The 22,360-nt window shown below is 42.9% G+C and carries 23 protein-coding genes; 10 read left to right on the plus strand and 13 right to left on the minus strand.

The window, feature by feature from the left end; translation table 11 throughout:
- Window positions 1-305 precede the first annotated feature (305 nt).
- Complete coding sequence (gene purT, locus MSG37_RS03075) at window positions 306-1,481, plus strand: formate-dependent phosphoribosylglycinamide formyltransferase (RefSeq protein ID WP_248469074.1); 1,176 nt, start codon at window positions 306-308, stop codon at window positions 1,479-1,481.
- 91 nt (window positions 1,482-1,572) lie between these two features.
- On the opposite strand, the gene MSG37_RS03080 is transcribed toward purT, so the two are convergent.
- From MSG37_RS03080 to MSG37_RS03100, 5 genes are read right to left on the minus strand one after another with little or no spacing between them, the layout of a single operon-like run.
- On the minus strand, window positions 1,573-2,526 hold the full coding sequence (locus MSG37_RS03080; protein ID WP_248469075.1) for a D-2-hydroxyacid dehydrogenase: 954 nt from the start codon (window positions 2,524-2,526) through the stop codon (window positions 1,573-1,575).
- 10 nt (window positions 2,527-2,536) lie between these two features.
- Window positions 2,537-3,148: an outer membrane beta-barrel protein gene (locus tag MSG37_RS03085; RefSeq protein ID WP_248469076.1), complete on the minus strand. Its 612-nt coding sequence runs from the start codon at window positions 3,146-3,148 to the stop codon at window positions 2,537-2,539.
- Window positions 3,149-3,188: 40 nt separating this feature from the next.
- Window positions 3,189-3,968: a co-chaperone DjlA gene (djlA, locus tag MSG37_RS03090; RefSeq protein WP_282446548.1), complete on the minus strand. Its 780-nt coding sequence runs from the start codon at window positions 3,966-3,968 to the stop codon at window positions 3,189-3,191.
- Window positions 3,968-4,636: an N-acetylmuramate alpha-1-phosphate uridylyltransferase MurU gene (murU, locus tag MSG37_RS03095; protein ID WP_248469077.1), complete on the minus strand. Its 669-nt coding sequence runs from the start codon at window positions 4,634-4,636 to the stop codon at window positions 3,968-3,970. Before murU ends, djlA begins: the two co-directional genes overlap by 1 nt.
- Window positions 4,637-4,663: 27 nt before the next feature.
- Window positions 4,664-5,674, minus strand: a complete 1,011-nt coding sequence (locus MSG37_RS03100; RefSeq protein ID WP_248469078.1) for a phosphotransferase — start codon at window positions 5,672-5,674, stop codon at window positions 4,664-4,666.
- A 155-nt stretch (window positions 5,675-5,829) separates the two neighbouring features.
- Between MSG37_RS03100 and lptD the strand changes: the two genes are divergently transcribed.
- From lptD to MSG37_RS03135, 7 genes are all read left to right on the plus strand, one after another.
- Window positions 5,830-8,154 (plus strand): LPS assembly protein LptD, encoded by a 2,325-nt coding sequence (lptD, locus tag MSG37_RS03105; protein WP_248469079.1) that lies wholly within the window; start codon window positions 5,830-5,832, stop codon window positions 8,152-8,154.
- A gap of 127 nt (window positions 8,155-8,281) precedes the next feature.
- Window positions 8,282-9,586 (plus strand): peptidylprolyl isomerase SurA, encoded by a 1,305-nt coding sequence (surA, locus tag MSG37_RS03110; RefSeq protein WP_248469080.1) that lies wholly within the window; start codon window positions 8,282-8,284, stop codon window positions 9,584-9,586.
- Between the two features lie 5 nt (window positions 9,587-9,591).
- Entirely contained in the window at window positions 9,592-10,575 is a 984-nt protein-coding gene (pdxA, locus tag MSG37_RS03115; RefSeq protein ID WP_248469081.1) for a 4-hydroxythreonine-4-phosphate dehydrogenase PdxA, read from the plus strand.
- Between the two features lie 16 nt (window positions 10,576-10,591).
- Entirely contained in the window at window positions 10,592-11,395 is an 804-nt protein-coding gene (gene rsmA, locus MSG37_RS03120) for a 16S rRNA (adenine(1518)-N(6)/adenine(1519)-N(6))-dimethyltransferase RsmA (protein WP_248469082.1), read from the plus strand.
- Between the two features lie 155 nt (window positions 11,396-11,550).
- Complete coding sequence (apaG, locus tag MSG37_RS03125) at window positions 11,551-11,931, plus strand: Co2+/Mg2+ efflux protein ApaG (protein ID WP_248469083.1); 381 nt, start codon at window positions 11,551-11,553, stop codon at window positions 11,929-11,931.
- A 30-nt stretch (window positions 11,932-11,961) separates the two neighbouring features.
- A complete protein-coding gene (locus tag MSG37_RS03130) occupies window positions 11,962-12,795 on the plus strand; it encodes a symmetrical bis(5'-nucleosyl)-tetraphosphatase (protein WP_248469084.1) in 834 nt (277 codons plus the stop codon).
- Between the two features lie 99 nt (window positions 12,796-12,894).
- Complete coding sequence (locus MSG37_RS03135; protein WP_248469085.1) at window positions 12,895-14,916, plus strand: methyl-accepting chemotaxis protein; 2,022 nt, start codon at window positions 12,895-12,897, stop codon at window positions 14,914-14,916.
- Window positions 14,917-15,017: 101 nt separating this feature from the next.
- Here the strand turns inward: MSG37_RS03135 and MSG37_RS03140 are convergent, their stop codons facing one another.
- The 7 genes from MSG37_RS03140 to rplU form a co-directional block, all read right to left on the minus strand.
- Window positions 15,018-15,413 (minus strand): DUF3718 domain-containing protein, encoded by a 396-nt coding sequence (locus tag MSG37_RS03140; protein WP_248469086.1) that lies wholly within the window; start codon window positions 15,411-15,413, stop codon window positions 15,018-15,020.
- Between the two features lie 100 nt (window positions 15,414-15,513).
- Window positions 15,514-15,996 carry a type 3 dihydrofolate reductase gene (gene folA / locus MSG37_RS03145; RefSeq protein ID WP_248469087.1) on the minus strand — a complete coding sequence of 161 codons (483 nt, stop codon included), beginning with the start codon at window positions 15,994-15,996 and terminating at the stop codon, window positions 15,514-15,516.
- Window positions 15,997-16,097: 101 nt separating this feature from the next.
- The gene (locus tag MSG37_RS03150) at window positions 16,098-16,571 is read right to left on the minus strand and encodes a threonine/serine exporter family protein (RefSeq protein WP_248469088.1); all 474 of its coding nucleotides are present in this window, start codon (window positions 16,569-16,571) and stop codon (window positions 16,098-16,100) included.
- On the minus strand, window positions 16,568-17,329 hold the full coding sequence (locus tag MSG37_RS03155) for a threonine/serine exporter family protein (RefSeq protein ID WP_248469089.1): 762 nt from the start codon (window positions 17,327-17,329) through the stop codon (window positions 16,568-16,570). Before MSG37_RS03155 ends, MSG37_RS03150 begins: the two co-directional genes overlap by 4 nt.
- 27 nt (window positions 17,330-17,356) lie before the next feature.
- Window positions 17,357-18,520 carry an Obg family GTPase CgtA gene (gene cgtA / locus MSG37_RS03160; protein ID WP_248469090.1) on the minus strand — a complete coding sequence of 388 codons (1,164 nt, stop codon included), beginning with the start codon at window positions 18,518-18,520 and terminating at the stop codon, window positions 17,357-17,359.
- A 138-nt stretch (window positions 18,521-18,658) separates the two neighbouring features.
- The gene (rpmA, locus tag MSG37_RS03165) at window positions 18,659-18,913 is read right to left on the minus strand and encodes a 50S ribosomal protein L27 (RefSeq protein ID WP_012154114.1); all 255 of its coding nucleotides are present in this window, start codon (window positions 18,911-18,913) and stop codon (window positions 18,659-18,661) included.
- Between the two features lie 15 nt (window positions 18,914-18,928).
- Complete coding sequence (rplU, locus tag MSG37_RS03170; RefSeq protein ID WP_028765847.1) at window positions 18,929-19,240, minus strand: 50S ribosomal protein L21; 312 nt, start codon at window positions 19,238-19,240, stop codon at window positions 18,929-18,931.
- Window positions 19,241-19,522: 282 nt separating this feature from the next.
- Here rplU and ispB point away from each other — a divergent pair, with 282 nt between their 5' ends.
- The gene (gene ispB, locus MSG37_RS03175) at window positions 19,523-20,494 is read left to right on the plus strand and encodes an octaprenyl diphosphate synthase (RefSeq protein ID WP_248469091.1); all 972 of its coding nucleotides are present in this window, start codon (window positions 19,523-19,525) and stop codon (window positions 20,492-20,494) included.
- Window positions 20,495-20,564: 70 nt separating this feature from the next.
- Here ispB and mdh read toward each other — a convergent pair whose 3' ends face one another.
- Window positions 20,565-21,500 carry a malate dehydrogenase gene (gene mdh / locus MSG37_RS03180; protein ID WP_248469092.1) on the minus strand — a complete coding sequence of 312 codons (936 nt, stop codon included), beginning with the start codon at window positions 21,498-21,500 and terminating at the stop codon, window positions 20,565-20,567.
- A 351-nt stretch (window positions 21,501-21,851) separates the two neighbouring features.
- On the opposite strand from mdh, the gene argR reads away from it, so the two are divergent.
- Window positions 21,852-22,322, plus strand: a complete 471-nt coding sequence (gene argR / locus MSG37_RS03185) for a transcriptional regulator ArgR (RefSeq protein WP_248469093.1) — start codon at window positions 21,852-21,854, stop codon at window positions 22,320-22,322.
- The last annotated feature ends 38 nt before the right edge of the window (window positions 22,323-22,360 follow it).

The raw sequence follows: 22,360 nt of genomic DNA on the forward strand, positions 1-22,360 counted from the left end.
AGTGCTCTCCCTTTAATAAAAGGAACTCGGCAATCGAGCCCAAAACATCCTAGCAACATATTGGCAATATTTGCGGTTAAAATCTATTTTTTTGATTAAAAACCAAACATTAATTATCTTTCTAGCCATCACTATTTAGTGATCTCACGCACACTTGTTAGTAATTATCACTAACAAGCTTTCACTGCACGTTACACTAAGCGCAAATAACAATTGAAAGCCAAAGATGCTTTCAAATATTGCAGCGTCTGTAAAATTAGCCTCTGCAATAAACAAAAACTCCCTACAAAATAAAAGGTACACAAATGATAGGTACTGCATTATCTCCTAACGCTAAACGCGCAATGTTGCTTGGCTGCGGTGAGTTAGGTAAAGAAGTCGCCATTGAACTGCAACGCTTCGGTATTGAGGTGATTGGCGTTGACCGTTACCCTAACGCTCCTGCAATGCAAATCGCTCACCGCTCACACGTTATAAATATGCTAGATGCTGACGCACTTAAAGCCGTTATTGCGCTTGAAAAACCAGATTTAGTTATTCCAGAATTAGAGGCCATTGCCACCCAAACCCTTGTTGAAGTGGAAGCCGAAGGCGTTAATGTTGTGCCAACAGCAAAAGCAACGCAACTAACAATGGACCGTGAAGGTATTCGCCGTTTAGCTGCTGAAACTCTCGATATTCCAACCTCACCATACTTTTTCTGCGATACCGAAGCCGAGTTTAACGATGCAGTAGCGACAATCGGCTTACCTTGTGTTGTTAAGCCGGTGATGAGCTCATCGGGTAAAGGACAAAGCGTTATTCGCTCTCAAGAGCAAATCCTACCTGCTTGGCAATATGCTCAAGAAGGTGGCCGCGCCGGTAAAGGTCGGGTGATCGTTGAGGGCTTTGTCGCCTTTGATTATGAAATTACCCTGCTAACAATTAGCGCAGTTAATGGTATTCATTTCTGCGATGCTATTGGCCATCGTCAAGAAGACGGTGATTATCGTGAATCATGGCAACCTCAAGCTATGTCGGCAACGGTTTTACAAAAATCACAAACTATTGGTAAAAAAGTCGTTGAAGCCTTAGGTGGATATGGCCTATTTGGTGTTGAGCTATTTATCAAAGGTGATGAGGTTTATTTCTCTGAAGTCTCACCAAGACCTCACGACACTGGCATGGTTACATTAATCAGCCAAGATTTGTCAGAATTTGCCTTACATGTTCGCGCCATTTTAGGCTTACCAATTAGTAACATTGCCCAACACGGCCCAAGTGCATCAGCGGTTATTTTGGCTAATGGTACTTCAAACAATATTCAGTTTACCGGTGTGGCTGAGGCACTAGTTGAGCCAGACACTCAAGTTCGCTTATTTGCCAAACCCGAAATTGATGGGCAAAGACGCTTAGGTGTTGCACTAGCAAGAGATCTGAACCTAGACAAGGCTGTCCAAAAAGCGTTAAACGCAGCGAGCAAGATTAAAGTTATTATGTAAAACAAAAACCCACCTTTTTAGGTGGGTTCTTTTTATATTCTCAAGCTGCATAAACGTAGTAATGATAAAAGCGATTTGAACACCAAAACACTTAGTTAACGCGGTTTTTATGCTCATCCTTTATAAAGCAACTTAAGTTATCGACAGCGATATTAAGTAGATTTTGTCTTGCTTCAATCGTTGCCCATGCATTATGAGGAGAGATGCTGATATTTTTAGCGCTAAGTAGAGGATTATTAGCTGCAGGCGGTTCACTCGATAAAACATCGACTCCCGCATAAGCCAGCAGATCTGAATTTAGCGCATTTGCCAGCGCTTGCTCATCAATTAAACCACCTCGAGCAGTATTGATTAACATTGCAGATGGTTTCATGCAATCAAGCACTTCAGCATTAATTAGCTCTTGAGTATCAGCTGTTAACGGGCAATGCAGTGAAATAATATCAGACTGTGCAAAAAGCTCATCTCGCTCAGCCCAGCTGCAACCTACCGGTAATTGCACCTCGGAATTTCGAGTGTTTACCAGCACTTGCATACCAAACGCCAATGCGATTTGCGCTACCACTTTGGCTATATCACCAAAGCCGATTAAACCTATGGTTTTACCTTTTAGCGATTGCAGCGGTGACAACGTAAAACAAAAGTCGGCAGACTGACTCCATTGGCCACTTTTCACTGCACCTGAGTGCAGGGCAACTTGCTGCGTTGCATGCAGAATATGTGCAAATACCATTTGCGCCACAGCATCAGGACCATAGGCGGGTACGTTAGTCACTATAATGCCAAGCTTTTCAGCTACTGTTAAATCAACAACATTAGTACCTGTCGCTAAAATACCTATGTATTTTAACTTAGGCAATTGCGTTAACAGCGCCTCATCTAGAGGTGTTTTGTTAGTGAAGATTATTTCAGCACCTTGGCTTCGCGGCAATATGTTATTCGCATCGCAGCGCTCATAAACAGTGAGCTCGCCAAGTGCAGTTAACGGCTGCCAGTCTAAATCGCCTGGATTAAGTGTATAACCGTCAAGTACCACTATCTTCATATAGGTTTTCCTAAAATTTTAAACTGGCGCCAATATTCGCCTGACCTTGCCACATAATGTCTGACTGAATATTCCAGATGCAGCCCGTTCCATCGCAAAACAGAGCGTTATCAGCGTTCACAAAGGTGGCGTAACCTTTAACTTCTGCAAATAGCGCTAATGATTGGGTAGCTTGATATTCAAAGCCGCCACCAATCGCCATTGAAAAACGCGTTTCAGTTGAATAGCCACCACCTGGACGCATACTGGTTAAACCAAGACTGGTGGTGACATAGGGATTAAGAACTTGAGTAGGAAAGTAAAGCGCGCCACCGACATGAAAGTAATCAACATCCATAGAAGTGATGATTTCAGGACTAAAATTTCCCGCGCCTTTTAAATCTGTGGCTTGATGGCTATAGAGTAAATAAACACTGCCAGGGTCCTTAGTAGTGATCCCAAGCATTACGCCGTAGTTTTCAGATTCAGCAATCTTTCCTTGGCCAGTGTCTGCCGAAGCTGAGTTTGAGATATCAAACTCACTCGCAGCAAAACTATAACCAGCAAACGGAGCTACATAAACTTCAGCTGCCGCAGGAAGAGCACACAATGAAGTCATTAATAACGCAATACTTGGTTTCATATAATGTCCCTATAATGAGTCCTAGCCATTGTTGGCTAAGTTAGCGCATACCTCTTTCACCTTTGACTCTATCATAAGCCGCTTGAATATCTTGCGCTTTTGTCTTGGCAAGTTCCATCATTTCAGCTGGTAATCCTTTAGCCACTAATTTGTCTGGATGATGTTCATTCATCAACTTTCTATAGGCGCGCTTGATATCTTGGTCTGAATTAGACTCTGACATGCCAAGCACCTCATAAGCATCTTTAATTGATGTTTGATTACCAGCGCCGCCGCTACGGTGGAAATTAAATTCAGCTTGCCATCTTGCAAGCAAATCATCGAGTTGCTGCTGACTAAAACCCAGCTCTTTGGCCACAATCGATAAAATAGAGCGCTCTTTTTGATCTAGTTGAGCATCAGATAGTGCCGTTTGAATTTGGATCTCCAAAAACATCTGTAGCACTTCTTTACGCCCCATTGAGATAACTCTAAAGGTCTTTAAACAGGCATTGAGGTCAAAGTCAGACTCTTTACCTTCACGAAATGCTGCTTGTGCATCTGCGCGCGCTTGGCCACTTAAATTAAGCTGGTCCATTAAAGAACTCGCCATGCGAATATCATTTTCGGTGACATGCCCAGATGCTTTAGCAACATGGCCCATTACCGCAAATGTAGTATTAAAAAATAATGCCTGACGCTTACCGCTACTGCTTATGCCTGCACTTTTGCCGAATTTGCGGTCATACATATGTCCAAGCCAAAGCCCTAAAATCGCGCCTCCGAGACGTCCGAACATAAAACCTATAATAAAACCGAAAACCTTACCCCAAATACGCATTATCTAACCTTTTTACTTTCGCGAGCTTCAATTTGTGTATGCCGTTCTATTGTACCGACATCACACCAAAAATGATCAAAATGATCGCCACTAACTTGTTTCGTTTTCATGGCTTGCCGTAATAATGGTGCTAACGCAAATGCACCTTCTTCCGTGCCATTAAATAATTGTGGATGGTAAATACCCATTCCCGAAAACGTTAGCTTTTGCGTGCCTTCATCAACGACAAGCCCTCGGCTTAAGGCAAAGTCGCCTTCTGGATGCTGACTAGGGTTATTAACTAACCATAGGTGGGCTAACATGTCAGGCATCAGTGGCTTAATCTCTGGTAACTGGTCAATAAAAATATCACCATTAATCACCAAAAATGGTTCATTACCTAAAAGGTTGAGCGCTTGCTTGATCCCGCCGCCGGTCTCTAACGCAGAGTCCTCTGCACTGTATTGGATATTAACTTGCCACTGACTACCATCACCTAGCGTTTCAACTAGCTTATGTCCGAGCCAAGCATGGTTAATCACTATTTCTGAAATACCTGCTGCAGCGAGTTTTTCAATGTGATACACAATTAATGGCTTACCAGCAACTGGGACTAAAGGTTTAGGAATTGAATCAGTCAATGGCCGTAAACGCTCTCCACGCCCCGCCGCTAAGATCATTGCTTTCATTGCATGCCTTTTATGTAAATTAGCTATTTAAATCGAGTTGTTTGGTGCATTTACCGCCGGGATTATATCTTCTGCGATCCATACCGAAAATGCCTTTAACTCTGCATATCTGCCTGCTATATCGCGGATATACTCGAGCGTCAACGGAATGTCTGCCATATAAGCAGGTTTATTGTCTCGATAATTGAGTCTTGCGAAAATACCAGCGGCTTTTACATGACGCTGTATCCCCATAAGATCAAACCAGCGGCGATATTGCTCAATGCTCGTCTTTGCGGGAATGAGTTTATTCTCAATGCACTGTGTATAGTGCTGCAGCATCAGTCGCTCCACATCAGAGTCTGGCCAGCGAATATAGCAGTCACGTAGTAAAGAGACTGCATCGTAAGTCACAGGACCTATGACGGCATCTTGAAAATCAATAACTTTTAACTGGCCATCTTGAAGCATTAGGTTACGGCTATGGTAATCTCTGTGCATACCGGCTTGAGGCTGTGATAACGCGCTATCGGTTAATACCTTAAAAGCTTTAGTGGTGTGACTTTTGACCGCTTCGGCAGGTAAGCCTAAATGATGCACAGCTAACCATTCACAAAAGATCGCTAACTCACGTTCTACAAAGGCTTTATCATAGCTAGGTAAAGGGCCCGCACTTGTCGTAGTGACTTTTGCAATATCAGTCAGTAAAACCAATGCCTCAGAATAATATTTTTGTAAGCTTTGCTCGTTTAACACCGACAACAGCTGCACATCGCCTAAGTCACTCAGCAGCATAACCCCTAAAGATTGGTCGCTTGCTATCACCTTTGGCACAGCAATACCTTGACGTGAATAACTGTCTGCCAATTGAATAAACGGTGCAATATCGATAAGGTTAGGCGGTGAATCGACTACAATATATGACAAGTCATCGATAAAAACTCTAAAGTAGCGTCTAAAGCTCGCATCGCCAGATATCAACTGTGGCGAGACTTTTACATTAAAATACTGGTTTAGCCATGCATTTAACTGAAGAAATCTAGGATCTGACAAGGGCACCTCATGGCTCTTAAGAAGAAATTGCTTTATTATAACGACAAAATGGAAACAGCTAAGCAATTGAAAAAATTTATTTGGCTGAGTTGCCCAGGTAAGGGTCAACTTTTCTCCTCTTTCACTGTCCAGACTAAGAAATCATAATTAATTGACCTAAGATGCAGATCCGTTATTTTCTGGCCTTGAGCCTGCTTCCCCAATTAGTCTTAGCAGACGAAACCGAAACTGTGACCACATCTAGCGCACAATGCGTAGTTGTACCTCCAGTAAAGCCTTATGTGCCACTTTATGAGCTTAATACCCCAGAGGATTTAGCTCGCATCTATATTAGCTCTGACCGTTCAGATGCGCAGATGGGCAAACAAGCAACATTTTCAGGCAATGTGAACTTTAGCCAAGGCGGCCGTAATGTTGCCGCAGATGAAGCGATTCTGAATCAAGAAGCTGAAGAACTAGAAGCTAACGGCAACTTAGTCTTTCAAGACGAAATGTTTACCGTCACAGCAAGTTCATTGGTAGCTAAAATGCGCAGCAATAGCGCAGTATTAAGTGGTGCTAAATATTGGCTGCATGGGCAGCAGATCCATGGTGACGCAGAAACATTAGAGATCACCCAAGAAAACAACCTACTACTTGCTGGGACTAACTTCACCACTTGTCCTGGTGATGATCCGGCGTGGCTGTTAGAAGCTGACCGCATCAAAATTGACAGTACTGAAGAGTGGGGCGAGATCTGGGACGCTAAGATCAAAATCGCAGGCGTGCCTGTTATGTATGTGCCTTACATGACAATTCCAGTCTCTGACAAACGAAAATCTGGATTCCTATTTCCAAGTTTCAGCACCAGCACCACCAATGGTGTAGAGGTTGCTACCCCTTACTATTGGAATATTGCTCCAGAATACGATTTAACCTTTACTCCAAACTATATGTCAGCTCGCGGACTATTTACCAAGACTGAATTTAGATATTTAGCGGGTGAAAAACAGCAAGGTCAGTTAAACCTAGAATACCTAGCCGATGACGACAAATTAGTTGGTAGCCCAGACCGTTACCTCTATCACTGGGAACATAGTGGTGCCATCAACAAAAACTGGCGAGTACTGGCTAACTATACCGATGTATCGGATAACAACTACTTTAACGACTTAAGCTCTGATGTACAGCGCGCGACAGATAACCAATTAACCCGCATTGGTGAAGTTGCTTATTTTGAGCAAAACTGGGATATCAGCGCCCGCGTGCAAGATATTAAAGTGCTAGGCGAGGACGAAAAACCTTACCAAGTTATGCCACAGTTTGTGTTTAATTATCGCGCACCTAGTTATTGGCACGGACTGGATTTTAACTTCAATAGCGAAGTGACTAACTTTGAGCACCGGGACAGTGAGTACTCAACTGCAACCCGCTTACATTTAGAGCCGAGTATTTCTTACCCAATTCATGGTCCAGCAGGTTCGTTAACCAGTGAAGTGAAACTACTGCAAACCAATTACTGGCAAGATGATCGCTCTAACCTGATGACATCAGAACTCGATGACACGGTGAACCGTACCCTGCCGCAAGTGCGCATTCACGGCCAAATAAACTTTGAGCGTTTTACTGATTATTTTGACACTAATTATAGGCAAACATTAGAGCCTCAATTCCAATACCTTTATGTTGGTTATGAAGACCAGTCAAACATCGGTATTTACGATACAGCATTATTACAAGAAGACTATAACGGTCTGTTTAGAGAACGCCGTTTCTCAGGTTTAGACCGCATTGCCGATGCCAATCAATTCACTCTGGGTCTAACAACCAGAATGTTTAATGAACAAAACCGCGAAGTATTTAAGTTCAGCTTAGGTCAGATAGTCTATCTACAAGATAGTCGCGTCGGTCTTAACGACGTTAATGGAAGTGCCGATACATTCGTACAAGAAAACACCTCTAATTCAGCCGTAGCCGCAGAGTTAACAACTCAGCTTTACTCTGACTGGTTCTTAAGCGGTTCGATTCAATACGACGCTAAAGAGAGTGAAAATAAAAAGAGTGAAGTTACTGTCGACTATCGCCCTGGTGAAAACAAGTTGCTCCAAGCTAGTTACCGCTATGTGCCGGATCTACTGAATACCAACACTAATGAGTCAGTCGATATTAAGCAGTTAGGCTTTCGTGGTGCATGGCCAATTAACGACAGCTTATATTTAGTCGGTAACTGGTATTATGATCTAAATGAGAGTCGCGCCGTAGAAACCTATACCGGCTTTCAATATGAATCATGTTGTTGGGCAGTGCGTTTGAGTTATCATTACCGCATCAAAACCAATTATATTGACGAAAATAATCCGGTACAGGATACTCGAGAGCTATTTGAAAGCGGCTTCTACCTGAACTTTGTAGTTAAAGGACTCGGTGGCTCGGGCCCGTTAGGCGTATCAGATATGTTGGATGATGGCCTATTTAATTATCGTAAACCGCTTTATTTGAAAAATTAGCAAAAAATTAACTTAAAAAAATGCTGAACCTAGCTGACGACATGCAGTCAAAGCAGGACTAAAGAATCATTAGCGCGGTATGTAAATACCGTAAATGACACTCAATAAATGCCAAGGATTTTAGTGGATGAAACGCTGTAACCAATTAATTTTTGCCCTGTTAACTTTGGCGATGAGCCAGACGATTCAAGCAGCTCCGACGCCACTTGACCGCGTCACTGTGCAGATAAACGAAGGGATTATTCTAGAAAGCGAAGTCAGTGGAATGGTGAAAACCATTAAAGCCAATGCGGCAAACGCTGGCCAAAAGTTGCCTTCTGATACAGCTCTACGAACTCAGGTTATTGAACGACTGATCTTAACTCGTTTACAGCTACAAATGGCAGATAGAATTGGTTTGCATATTGGTGATTTACAATTAGACCAAACGATTGAAAATATTGCTAAAGAGCAAAATATCACGGTTTCACAAATGAAAGCGCAAATCGAAAGCGATGGCACCACTTTTGCGCAATACCGTGAGCAATTACGTGAAGAAATCACCTTAGGTGAAATCCAACGTATTCAGGTTCAACGTCGTATCCAAGTCTCGCCACAAGAGATCAATAACCTTGTCAAAATCATCAATGAACAAGGGCTTAAAGATGTTGAGTTCCAAATTGGCCACATCTTGATTGACGTCCCAAGCGATGCCAACAGCCAACAATTAGACGCTGCAAGTAAGCGAGCTGCAGCGGTACTAAAAAGACTAAACGATGGTGATGACTTTAGAAGCATCGCGATTGCAGCATCCTCTGGTCCAAAAGCGCTAGAAGGCGGTATTTGGGATTATATGAACATCAACGAAATGCCGACTTTATTTGCTGAAGTCGTTGGTGATGCTAAAACTGGTGATATAATCGGCCCTATTAAAAGTGGTTCAGGCTTACACATTATTAAAATAATGGACGCACGCGGTTTGCAAACTCAAGAAATTGAAGAGGTTAAATCTCGTCATATTCTACTTAAGCCATCACCAATTCTGTCAGAAGAACGTGCAAAAAGCATGATGGATAGATTCCTTGAGCAAGTGAAATCAGGTGAAGCTAAGTTTGAAGACCTAGCGCGTCAGTACTCAGAAGATCCGGGTAGTGCGGTTAAAGGTGGTGAATTAGGTTGGGCAGATCCAAACATTTACGTACCTGCGTTTGCTCAAGAGCTAAATAGTCTAGAAATAGGCCAGTACAGTGAACCGTTCCGTTCAACACATGGCTGGCACATAGTACAGCTAGAAGATAAGCGTACCACTGATGCAACTGACAAGTTCAACACAAACCGAGCTCATCAGCTGATATTCCGCCGTAAGTTTAATGAAGAATTACAAAACTGGTTAGACGAAATGCGCGCAGAAGCTTTTATCGATATCTTTGAGCCAGTATCAAACCGAGGTTAATACTATTGTCGACTAAACGCATAGCCATCACGCCGGGTGAACCGGCGGGTGTAGGCCCAGATTTAGTGATACAACTAGCTCAGCAGGCATGGCCTGCTGAGCTAGTCGTTTGTGCCGATCCACAATTACTGCAATCTCGTGCTAAAAAACTTGGTTTACCTATTCAGCTGCGTCCTTATCAACCAAATCAGCCACCAAAGCCCCAAGAAGCCGGCACATTAACCATAGTGCCATTCTCATTAGAAGCTGAAGCGGTTTGCGGTAAGCTTGATGAGCAAAATAGTGCCTACGTGGTTGAAACACTGCGATTTGCAGGTGAGAAAAACATGGTTGGCGAGTTTGATGCGGTGGTAACCGGCCCGGTTCACAAAGGCATTATCAACGAGGCAGGTATTCCATTTAGTGGTCATACCGAATTTTTTGCTAACCAAGCAAACTGTCAAGATGTAGTGATGATGTTGGCAGCGCCAGGTCTGCAGGTTGCGCTAGTAACGACACACATACCTCTGGCCTATGTATCAAAAGCAATTACCCGCGATCGTTTGCACCAAATCATCAAGATTTTACATCGAGATCTGGTCGAGAAATTCGCTATTGCCTCGCCACGCATCTACGTTTGCGGCTTAAATCCTCACGCTGGTGAGGACGGTCATTTAGGCAGAGAAGAGATTGATGTTATTATCCCTGCACTAAATGAGTTACGTGAACTGGATATGGATATAGTTGGGCCTTTACCAGCAGATACTCTGTTCCAACCAAAATACTTAGAAGATGCTGACGTTGTGCTTGCTATGTACCACGATCAGGGGCTTCCAGTACTAAAATCTAGAGGATTTGGCAGTTCAGTCAATATCACCCTAGGATTACCCTATATAAGAACGTCGGTCGACCATGGTACGGCCCTAGAGCTTGCAGGCACAGGTACTGCAGATATCGGCAGTTTCGTCTGCGCATTAAATAAAGCCATTGATTTGGCTGCTAAGAATTAGTGATAAAAGTTACCTCATGAGCAATAAAGTACATTTAGGCCATACGGCCAGAAAGCGTTTCGGACAAAACTTCTTAACCGACGAAAATGTGATTAATCGCATTGTTGGCGCTATCTCACCAGATAACGACCACGTTATGGTAGAAATTGGCCCAGGTTTAGCGGCGTTAACTGAGCCTGTAGCAACTAGCATCGACAAATTGATTGTTGTTGAACTAGATAAAGATTTGGTTGAGCGTTTACAAGAGCACCCAGTGCTGAAAGATAAACTCGAGATCCATCAAGGCGATGCATTAAAGTTTGACTTCAACCAATTGGTACGTGAAGACAAGCAGATGAAAGTGTTTGGTAACCTGCCATACAACATCTCAACGCCGCTTATGTTCCACTTATTTGAATTTGCAGAGCATATTGAAAATATGCACTTTATGCTGCAAAAAGAAGTGGTGTTAAGACTTTCCGCTGCGCCAGGAACTAAGGCTTATGGCCGCTTAACCGTAATGGCGCAATACCACTGCCAAGTGATGCCTGTACTTGAAGTACCACCAGGATGTTTTACACCACCACCAAAAGTTGATTCTGCGGTCGTGCGCTTAGTGCCTTACAAAAACAAGCCGTGGCCTTGTAAAGATGTTGAGCTACTAAGAAACTTAACCACTACCGCCTTCAATATGCGTCGTAAAACGTTAAGAAATAACCTTAAGCAAATGTTATCAGATGAAGACTTTGCTGAGTTAGGTATAGATCCAACATTGCGACCAGAGCAAATCCGTGTCGACCAGTATGTCGCCATGGCTAACCACGTATTTGATAAGAAGTAACTTTCGAATCATTCACTATCTGAAAAGGGGCATTAACTGCCCTTTTTTTATACTTTATCGGTAGACATTTACCTATTAATTCTCCAATACAGGCTTTAATATGAAGTCTATACCCGCGTAAACATAAGATTAAATTAAGCTTTTTAGGGGGCTATATGAGTCATTTAGCATCATCAGTTAGAGTTGACGTAAAAACAGCGTATATCGAAACCCAATCCTCACCCGATGAAGACAAATACCTATTTAGCTACACAATTACCATCCATAACCTTGGCAACGAAGACATTACACTAAAAAGCCGTCATTGGTGCATAACCGATGCAGAGGGCCGAAAAAGTGAAGTTCATGGCTCAGGTGTTGTTGGAGAAACCCCAACCATCAAACCCAACTCTTCATATGAATATACTAGTGGTACCGTACTAGAAACGCCGTTAGGTGTGATGGAGGGAAGTTACACTATGACAGATGAACAGGGACAAGAATTTAAGGCAATAATCTCAGCCTTTCGATTATCTATACCCGGATTACTGCACTAACCATTATAAAATCATAATAAATAGGTAAAAATGGCAAACTATTTTGTAGGTGATATTCAAGGCTGTTTTAATGAACTCACCTTGTTACTTGAAAAAGTAGCTTTTAACCCGTCGCGTGACACCCTTTGGGCTGTTGGCGATCTTGTGGCCAGAGGACCGGGGTCACTTGAAACCTTACGTTTTTTTAAATCATTACAAGGTTCTGCAAAAGTCGTTCTCGGCAATCACGATCTTCACTTACTGGCTATACAGGGTCAACTAAAGCGCGCAAACCCCAAAGATCATCTAAGCGAACTACTGGCATCTGAAGATATCGCTTCTATCATCGACTGGCTAAGATTACAGCCCTTGTATCAGGAACTTCCTGATCAGCAACTCATTATGACCCACGCAGGCATTCCACCAAATTGGGAGCTTGCAACTCTAAGAGCCAGAGCAGACGCTGTGAGTAATGTCTTACAGTCAAGCGATTACCTAACCGCTCTCATTGCGCACATGTACACCAATGATATTGACCAAGACCGACCTCAATTATCCAGTCTTGAGCAGCAGATTTATTGTATCAATGCGCTAACCCGCATGCGCTATATCACTGACTCCGGTGCGCTAGATTTTAACTGCAAAGCACCAATAGAACATTGTAACCAGTCGAATTTAACTCCGTGGTTTAACCTTCCTCATAAACTGCCTAATGACTACCGTGTCGTATTCGGGCACTGGGCTGCAATTATGGGGCAAACTCAACACGCTAATCGCTTAGCACTCGATACAGGTTGCTGTTGGGGGGAACACATGACGTTATGGCATTTAGAGTCAGATCAGAAAATTACGCAGATTAAATTAAAAGACGTTAAACGAAGTTAAAAAAGAGTTAAACTATTTCGACATCTGGTCGATATAACATATCAACTAGGTGTCGCCAAAACAGTGACTTTAAATAAAAATAATAACAATGGAGCGCTTATGAAGTTAAATGTAGCCACTAGAGTCATAGGTGGATTTACGGTTGTCACCTTACTATTACTCGTTCTCGGCGCCGCTTCTTGGTTTACCAACAACCAACTAAAGACAAGCACTCAAGTTTTACAGCAGTTAAGCCTTCCAGCCTTAGAGTCAAGTAACCTGCTGACTCAAACGATTTCTCAGCAAGAAAAGCAGATCCTAGTGGCTTACCATAGTCCTAATGTCGCCGAAATGCCGCAAGTCAATGCACAGTTCTCTGCCGCAGGTAAAATCTTTAATAGCGAACTTGATAAGCTTAGCGCACTCGTTAGCGATAATAGCGAATTTACCTCGGTTATTAGCCAATTAGAGAGTGATTACACAAAGTTCAATACGACAAGCAAGCAGATGATGCAGGCACATGAAAATGCATTAGTCAGCGCACAGAAAATTGTGACTCGTTATGATGATATTGAAATTGGTGCCGATGACACAGCCTCTCTATTACTCGACTTAATCGACCTTGAGATGAGTGAAGATCTAACCGAACAAGAGATAGCGGCGACAGCGAGTAATCTAGAGCTTAGTTTTAGCAGCATTGTAAGTACTAGCTTTGACTTAATGGGTAGTAAAGATAAAGCCAAGTTTAATACCATTTCTAAGGAGCTTGATTACATAGTTAGTGATGCTAAAAGCAAAGTCACCTATGTCACCTCAAACTGGCAAGGTATTGTCGATGCGGAGCTAATCAACGAGATCAATACCGAAGCCAATAACGTATTTAGCATGATAAGCGGACGCAACTCATTAACCGAGTTAAAGCGAAACGAAATAGCCTTTAATGATAGCGCTGCAAGTTTACTTGACGAAGTAGAGCTAAGTGCAGGCAGAGTTAACCAGCAAATGTCCACGCTAAATAACAATATCGAAACCATCTCCAACCAAATTAGTACCGACGCTATCGCGAATATAGATAGTGCCAGTATGCGCACAATTTTACTCATGTTGGTTGCCATAGTCGTTGCGGTTGTGGTGAGTATTGCAGTTGTAAGGCCACTGACTCGCTCACTCGATAAAGTAAACCATGCGCTTAATGTTCTCGCATCTGGTGACTTAACTCATAAACTAGATGATTCCGGCCATGATGAATTTGCCAAGCTATCAGCAAACTGCAATAAGCTCGTTGATAGCCTACGTGGCTTAATTCAAGGAATTTTAGAACGTTCAGATCAACTGGCAGCCGCAGCAGAAGAAACATCAGCGATTACCGCGCAAACCACAGTGGGTATTCAAGAACAAAAAAGTCAAGTTGATCAGGTTGCTACTGCGACGACTCAACTAAGTTCTAGCGCCCAACAAGTTACTGCCAGTGCAGATGATGCCCTTAGCCAAATAAAAGCAGCTGACGATGAAAGCCAGCATATGCGCCTAATTGCTGATGAAAATAAGCGTACGATTTTGGCGCTTGCGGACGAAGTCTCTAAGGCAAGCGTTGTTATCAACAAGGTACACGCCGACAGTGCCTCGATAGGATCTATCCTTGATGTGATCCGTGGTATTGCTGAGCAGACTAACCTACTCGCACTTAACGCCGCCATTGAAGCCGCTCGTGCCGGTGAGCAAGGTCGTGGTTTTGCGGTAGTAGCCGATGAAGTACGCAGTCTTGCCTCACGCACCCAAGACTCCACACAAGAGATCCAGCAGATGATTGAAGTACTACAGCAAGGAACTCAGGAAGCTGTTGCAGTAATGGACCTAGGACGCACTCAGGCCAACTCTTGCGTTGATAAAACTGAACAGGCTAATAACGCTCTAGAAAGTATTAGCGATGCTGTACATCGCGCTCATGACTCAGGAACGCATATTGCTCATGCAGCACAAGAGCAAAACCTCGTTAGTCAACAAGTGTCAGAAAAGCTTGAGCATATCGCCGCTATTTCTGAAGAAACTTCAACCGGCGCGGATCAAACAGCACAATCGAGCCATCAGGTTGCTCAGCTAGCAGAAGAACTGCAGGCTTCAGTTAAAGAGTTTAAGGTGTAAAGCCCTTGAAATTGAGTCTGCTGAAATCGCTGCTTTAGGACAGAAAGCAAAAAATAGACAAAAAAATACCGGGACAATCCCGGTATTTTTTCTAGCAGTAATTAACCGCCGGCAATACGCGATTTAATCGCGCTAGTAATTTCACTGCCGCCATGGCCATTACTTTCAGCCCAGGCAACAATTGTTTGACCGTCAGCTTCAGCAGAACCCAACTCAGACGCAGGTAAACGCTTCGCAACAAAAGTCCCCACTTTATTAGAACCACTTTTTAGTGCTGTTCTTAGCAGGCTATCGCCATTACAAGATACACCACTATAAATATTGCGCAGCTTTACTCGGCTCTCTTTTAACTTTTTACGTAAACGGTTTTTATCATCAGCCTGAACATAGTTGCAAATATTAGCAGCCAATTGGTCTTGGTTAGCCGTAGCAGTTGATGAAATAGAAATTGAAGATGCCACCATCAATGTAGCGAGGCTTACAGACAACAAGCGCATCTGACACTCCTTATTTTTTTAGTTTTTATTTATTAGAAAAGTAGCGCTATCTAGTAGGCTTGCTTTATCTTTATACAGGGTACTAAACAACCTATTGAATTTAACATTTTTTCACCAACTTGATAAAGCTATATTCAAGTTGTTTATCATTTTTGGCTACATCTCGAGACACTTCTTGCCAACTACCGTCGTTCCACTCTGGGAAAAAAGTATCGCCTTCAACATCGAGTGCAATTTCAGTAAGGTATAAAATATCGGCCTGAGGCAACAACATGGCATATAACTGACCTCCGCCCATAATAACTAGCTCTTCACACTCTCCTGCCGCCTGTTTAGCTTCAGCGAAACTTGTTACCGTAGTAACCCCTTCAATAGCTAGCTCAGGTTGACGACTAATAACGATATTATGTCGACCTGGCAACGGACGGCCAATCGACTCGTAGGTTTTACGGCCCATAACAACAGGCTTACCTAATGTCATCGCTTTAAAGTGGCGTAGGTCTTCAGGAAGGTGCCAAGGCATTTGATTATCTTTACCGATTACGCGGTTATTTGCCATTGCGGCGATCATAGCGATTTTCATAAGACTTCCCTTTAATTATTATTTCTAAAACAGATAAAACAGCCACGCAGCTAAAGTAGCGAGCATTCACCAGTGAGTATTTAAGCAAAGGCAATATTGAGCTACTTAATGACCGGCCGCGAGCGGAAATACAATAAGCTAGGCATAGCTAAACCAACAGATAACGCCCCCAGAATAAACACTGTTTTTAATCCATTACTAACGACTTCGTAGATAAGCTCAGGGCTCATTTCAGCTTGCGCCGCTAGTTGAACTAAACCAATCACTGTATTAAAGGCATAAGTACCTGGGATCATGGGGATTATTGCAGCCACTGCATACATTAATGGTGGGGCTAAATGCTTCTTAGCAAACGCTATGGTTACCACGCCAACAAGGGCTGCAGCTAGAAATGTTGCCCATTCTATAGGTAAGCCTAAGCTCAGCCACATAGTGCGACTGCCATGACCTAACGCTGCGGCAAGAGCGCAATAGGGTAAATATCGACGCGGCACATTAAATACCATAGCAAAGCCTATTGCAGGAATTGCCGAGAATAAGGCGTCGTTTAACATGGTCAAAATTAGCGACATCATAAAAACAACCCGCCAATTTGCATCGCGATTGTGATACCAATAACTGAAGCAACTGTGAGTAATGTTGCGTGGCCCCAGCGCGAGATCCCAACGTTTAGGTGACCTTTAACCATATCTGATATTGAGTTAATCATCGGAAAACCTGGCACCAGCATTAACACACTTGCAGCCATAGGCAACTTAGGTGTATCTGTCCAGTCAAACTGATAACCAGTTTGCGCGATTAAGGTCGTGACAAATGCTGTAACACTGAAATTAAGTAGCAAGTTATAGTGACGTTTAGCGATAGATAAGCGCACAAACATGCCTGTGGCCGATGCCAGAAAAGTAATTAAACAAGCATTAAGATCGCCACCAAACAAATGACAAAAACTCGCACAAGATAGGCCAATCATAGGCACTACATATTTTGCTGGGTAAGTTTTTGGTTGAATTCGACCTACTCTTTTACGTACTTCATTGAGGCCGTAAATGCCTTTTTCAGTCAGTAAACAGATGCGTTGCAGCTCGCAAACCACGGTCATATTAATACCATGTTCACGAATACGGCGGGTGGTGGTAATACAGCGGCCAACAGAAAGGCTGGTTAATACGAGTGAGTTAGAGGAAATAGAAATCTCAACACTCTCTAACCCTAAGGCGTGGCCTAGACGCTGAGTGATCTCTTCAACGAGTTCAGATTCAGCGCCATAAGCAAGCAGAAGTTGAGCAACTCTAACGACCTGACGAGTAATGTCATTTTGCGTTGTAGCGTACACCTTGTCTCAACTTCCTCTTATGCAAAATTATCTTTGGTAGATAATTTCTACATCATAATCATCATCGTCAAAATCATCATCAAAGTCATCGTCGTAATCTTCGTTGACTGATTCATTTGCACTTTGGTGATAGTTATCCCACTTAAACTCAACTTCAGCGTCAGCATCAACTTCTTCTTCTGGAGGAAGTGAATCGATAAAGTCTAATAGTTTAACGGCTAACTCAGCAGTACCTTCACGGTTATAAGCAGAGATAGTGTAAACGTCACCGTCCCACTCTAGCTCTTTAACGATGCGGTCGATACGCTCTTGTAACTCTTCTTCAAGCATTAAGTCAGCTTTGTTGATAACCAACCAACGTGGCTTGCTAGCAAGCTTTGGAGAGTGTTTCTCAAGCTCACCAACAATAGCACGTGCCGCTTCAACTGGATCACTACCGTCAATCGGCTCTACATCCAAAATGTGCAGCAATACACGACAACGCTCAAGATGCTTTAAGAACTGAACACCCAGTCCAGCACCGTCAGCAGCACCTTCGATTAGACCTGGAATATCGGCAATAACAAAGCTTTGACCAGGTCTTGGGTTAACAACACCTAAGTTAGGCACCAGTGTTGTAAACGGGTAGTCTGCAACCTTTGGCTTAGCTTTTGATACAGAACGGATGAAAGTTGATTTACCTGCGTTAGGCATACCTAGTAAGCCAACGTCTGCAAGTAACAGTAGCTCTAACTTAAGGCTACGAACTTCACCATCAGTACCTAATGTTTTTTGTCTTGGTGCACGGTTAGTACTACTCTTAAAACGAGTGTTACCAAGGCCATGGAAACCACCTTTAGCCACAAGCAATTTTTGCCCGTGTGTGGTTAAGTCACCTAGAGATTCTTCGGTATCGTTGTCGATAGCGCGTGTACCAACAGGTACTTTAAGGATCAAATCCTCACCGCCGTGACCAGTACAATCACGTCCGCGACCATTTTTACCGCGCTCGGCGATATGGAAGCGTTCAAACTGATAAGTGATCAGTGTATTGAGGTTTTCATCAGCCTGCAGATAAACACTGCCGCCATCGCCACCATCACCACCGTCTGGACCACCATCCGGAACATATTTTTCGCGTCTAAAGCTAACGCAACCACTGCCACCATTACCGGCTTCTACACGGATAATAGCTTCATCGACAAACTTCATACCAACTCCTGGCACCACAGAATGAAAGAATTATACTCTTAACGATTCTAGTCGCCAAAAAACAATTTAACTTAATTTAAAAAAAACAAAGCCCCACCAATGGCGGGGCTTAATATCAATCTTAGCTTAAGCTACAGATTAATCTTCGATGCTGATGAACTTACGGTTCTGTGGACCTTTAACTTCAAACTTCACTTTACCATCGGTAAGAGCGAATAAAGTGTGGTCACGACCGATACCAACATTAACACCAGCGTGGAATTTAGTACCACGTTGACGAACGATGATGTTACCAGCTAGAACTGATTCACCGCCGAAGCGCTTTACACCAAGACGTTTACTTTCTGAATCGCGGCCGTTACGAGTAGAACCGCCAGCTTTTTTATGTGCCATGAGTTATTCTCCTAATTAAGCGTTGATAGCTGTAATTTTAACTTCGGTGAACCACTGACGGTGGCCCATTTTCTTATCGTGGTGCTTACGACGACGGAACTTAACGATAGTTACCTTCTCCGCACGGCCGTGGCTGATTACTTCAGCAACAACCTTACCACCTTCAACTAAAGGTGCACCTACGTGTACAGTTTCACCATCAGCAACCAAAAGAACTTGGTCAAATTCGATAGTTTCGCCTGTAGCAACTTCTAATTTCTCTAAACGAACTGTATGGCCGGCTTCAACGCGATGTTGCTTGCCGCCACTTTGAAAAACAGCGTACATAGCTATTTTACTCCGATATTTCTAACACGCCGCTCAAAACATATTTGTTTGATGCAGGGGTGCTATAAAAGCTTTAATGACAATGGTCGCGGAGTTTACGCTAAGAACTGGCTGCTGACAAGTCTTAATTAACATAGAATAAAAAAAGACCCAAATAACTCTCACAATTACTTACAACTGCTGTCTTGTACCGTAAATTTAGGTAGAATCCATTTATTATAACATTTAAGCCTTAATTGCGCTGTATGTTAACCAGCAGCCAACAAGAACTAGAGCCTACTTATGGATTTAAACGCCATTCGTCAATTGACTGATAGCGATATGCAAGCTGTCAATCAACTGATCTATAAACAACTAGAGTCAGATGTTGCCCTAATTAATCAACTTGGGTTCTACATAATTAACGGTGGCGGTAAACGCTTACGACCTCTGCTCTCTATACTAGCAGCTCGAGCCATAGACTATAAAGGTGATTCTCACCTAAAATTAGCAGCAATTATTGAATTTATTCATACCGCATCACTTTTACATGATGATGTAGTTGATGAGTCAATGCTGCGTCGTGGCAGAGAAACAGCCAACGCACTATTTGGCAATAGCGCCAGTGTATTGGTCGGAGACTTCCTTTACACTCGCTCATTCCAAATGATGACTGAGCTAAAGTCGATGGAAGTGCTAGAGATCTTAGCTGATGCAACCAATGTGCTTGCTGAAGGCGAAGTTTTACAATTAATGAATTGTAATGACCCCGATACCACTGAAGACAGCTACATGCGTGTTATTTACTGCAAAACAGCAAAACTGTTTGAAGCAGCGACTCGCTTAGCAGGCCTTTTAGCTGATAGCCCTATAGAAGTGCAAACTGCATTAGCTGATTACGGTAAGTATTTAGGTACAGCGTTCCAATTAACTGACGACTTACTTGACTATACTGCCGACACTGAAGAGCTTGGTAAGAATATTGGTGATGACCTTGCAGAAGGTAAACCAACTCTACCGCTCATTTTCGCTATGGCAAATGGTAGCGATACAGAAAAAGCCCTTATCCGTGAAGCGATCGAAAAAGGCGACGGTACCGAGCATATCGAAACGATTCTTGCAGCCCTTAAAAATTGTGGTGCGCTTGAATATACCGAGCAACGTGCAATCGAAGAGTCAGAAAAAGCCATCGCGGCACTTTCTATCATTCCTGATTCAGATTACAAGACCGCATTAATTTCACTGGCTATGATTGCAACTCAACGCAGCAATTAATAGCGCTTCAGCTGATACGAAAAGAAAAAGGGAGCCTAGTAGGCTCCCTTTTTAATAACCGTATTGACGATTACTTAACGAAATCGATACCTAGCTGGATATCAGCTTGTAATGTATCAAGCATTGCATCGCGAGCATTAGCCTCAAATACACTCACTTCGCCGTAAGCTAGCACTTCTTCAACGCCGTTCTTACCTAGTACAACTGATTGTGCGAAGAAATCAGCATGCTCACTACCACCATCTACATATGCGCATTCAACAACATTTGCTTCGCCCTGTAGACCACGAACAAGTGATAAACCGAAACGACATGCTGCTTGACCCATAGACAGTGTTGCGCTGCCGCCACCAGCTTTAGCTTCAACAACTTCAGTACCCGCATTCTGAATACGCGTAGTAAGGGCGGCAACTTCTGCATCAGTAAAGCTTACACCTTCAACTTGAGATAGTAGCGGTAAAATAGTTACACCACTATGGCCACCAATTACAGGCACTTTTACGTCAGCAACGTTTAAGCCTTTTGCTTCAGCAACAAACGTTTCTGAACGGATAACATCAAGAGTCGTCACACCGAATAAACGGTTTTTGTCGTAAACACCAGCCTTTTTCAATACTTCAGCCGCAATAGCAACCGTTGTATTTACAGGGTTAGTAATAATACCGATAAGTGCTTTCGGACAAGTAGTCGCGCACTTTTCAACTAGATTACGCACGATACCTGCATTGATATTGAATAGATCTGAGCGATCCATGCCTGGTTTACGCGCAACACCCGCAGAGATAAGAACCACGTCAGCACCTTCTAGTGCAGGAGTTGGATCTTCACCAGCAAAACCTTTCACGTCAACCGCTGTTGGGATGTGGCTTAAATCAACCGCAACACCAGGAGTAACTGGAGCGATATCATAAAGCGACAAAGTAGAACCCGCAGGTAATTGTGTTTTTAACAGTAGGGCAAGTGCCTGGCCAATGCCGCCAGCAGCTCCAAGTACAGCAACTTTCATAGTTATCTCCGTCAATTCTCGGATTTTTGTGATTTAGATCTATTTTTCTAATGCCGCAACAGTACTGGATTCACAATTAAATTTCAATTATCCCTTAGTCGTGTTCCGTATAATCTAGAACACTAATATAAAAGGGTTAACTCGCGAAGCGGGCGGGAATGAGACTTACGGGCAATTTGACGAGATAGATTAGAATGACAAAAATTAGAATAATCATTCTAACTTAAATAGACTGTTATCGTCCATTGCCTCTGCCAGTGAATTTTTATTCATTAAAACGAATATTATTTGACAAAAATTGCTAAAATAATCATCATGAAACAGATCTTATTGAATAAAGAATAAAAAAATATGCAAGCAAGTAAAAATCAAGATGATTTAGTTAAGACCTTCAAATCTATTTTAAAAGAAGAGCGATTTGGCTCTCAAAGTGAAATTGTTACCGCTCTGCAAGCTGAGGGCTTTGGCAACATTAACCAATCTAAAGTCTCTCGTATGCTAAGTAAGTTCGGCGCCGTTAGAACTCGTAATGCTAAGCAAGAGATGGTTTATTGCCTACCTGCCGAATTAGGTGTGCCAACGGCCGGTAGCCCGCTTAAAAATCTCGTTCTCGACGTTGACCACAACCAAGCTATGATCGTGGTTAGAACCAGCCCTGGTGCGGCGCAGCTGATTGCACGTTTACTTGACTCAATAGGTAAACCTGAAGGCATTTTGGGCACAATTGCTGGTGACGATACCATCTTTATTTGCCCGTCTAGCATCCATAATGTCGAAGACACACTAGAAACCGTAAAGTCATTGTTTAATTACGCTGACTAAGTGTCACGCTATAATTACAACACCTGCGGTAAAACACG

The sequence above is a fragment of the Shewanella sp. 1CM18E genome, assembly GCF_023161665.1.
In the GTDB taxonomy this organism is placed as follows: domain Bacteria; phylum Pseudomonadota; class Gammaproteobacteria; order Enterobacterales; family Shewanellaceae; genus Shewanella.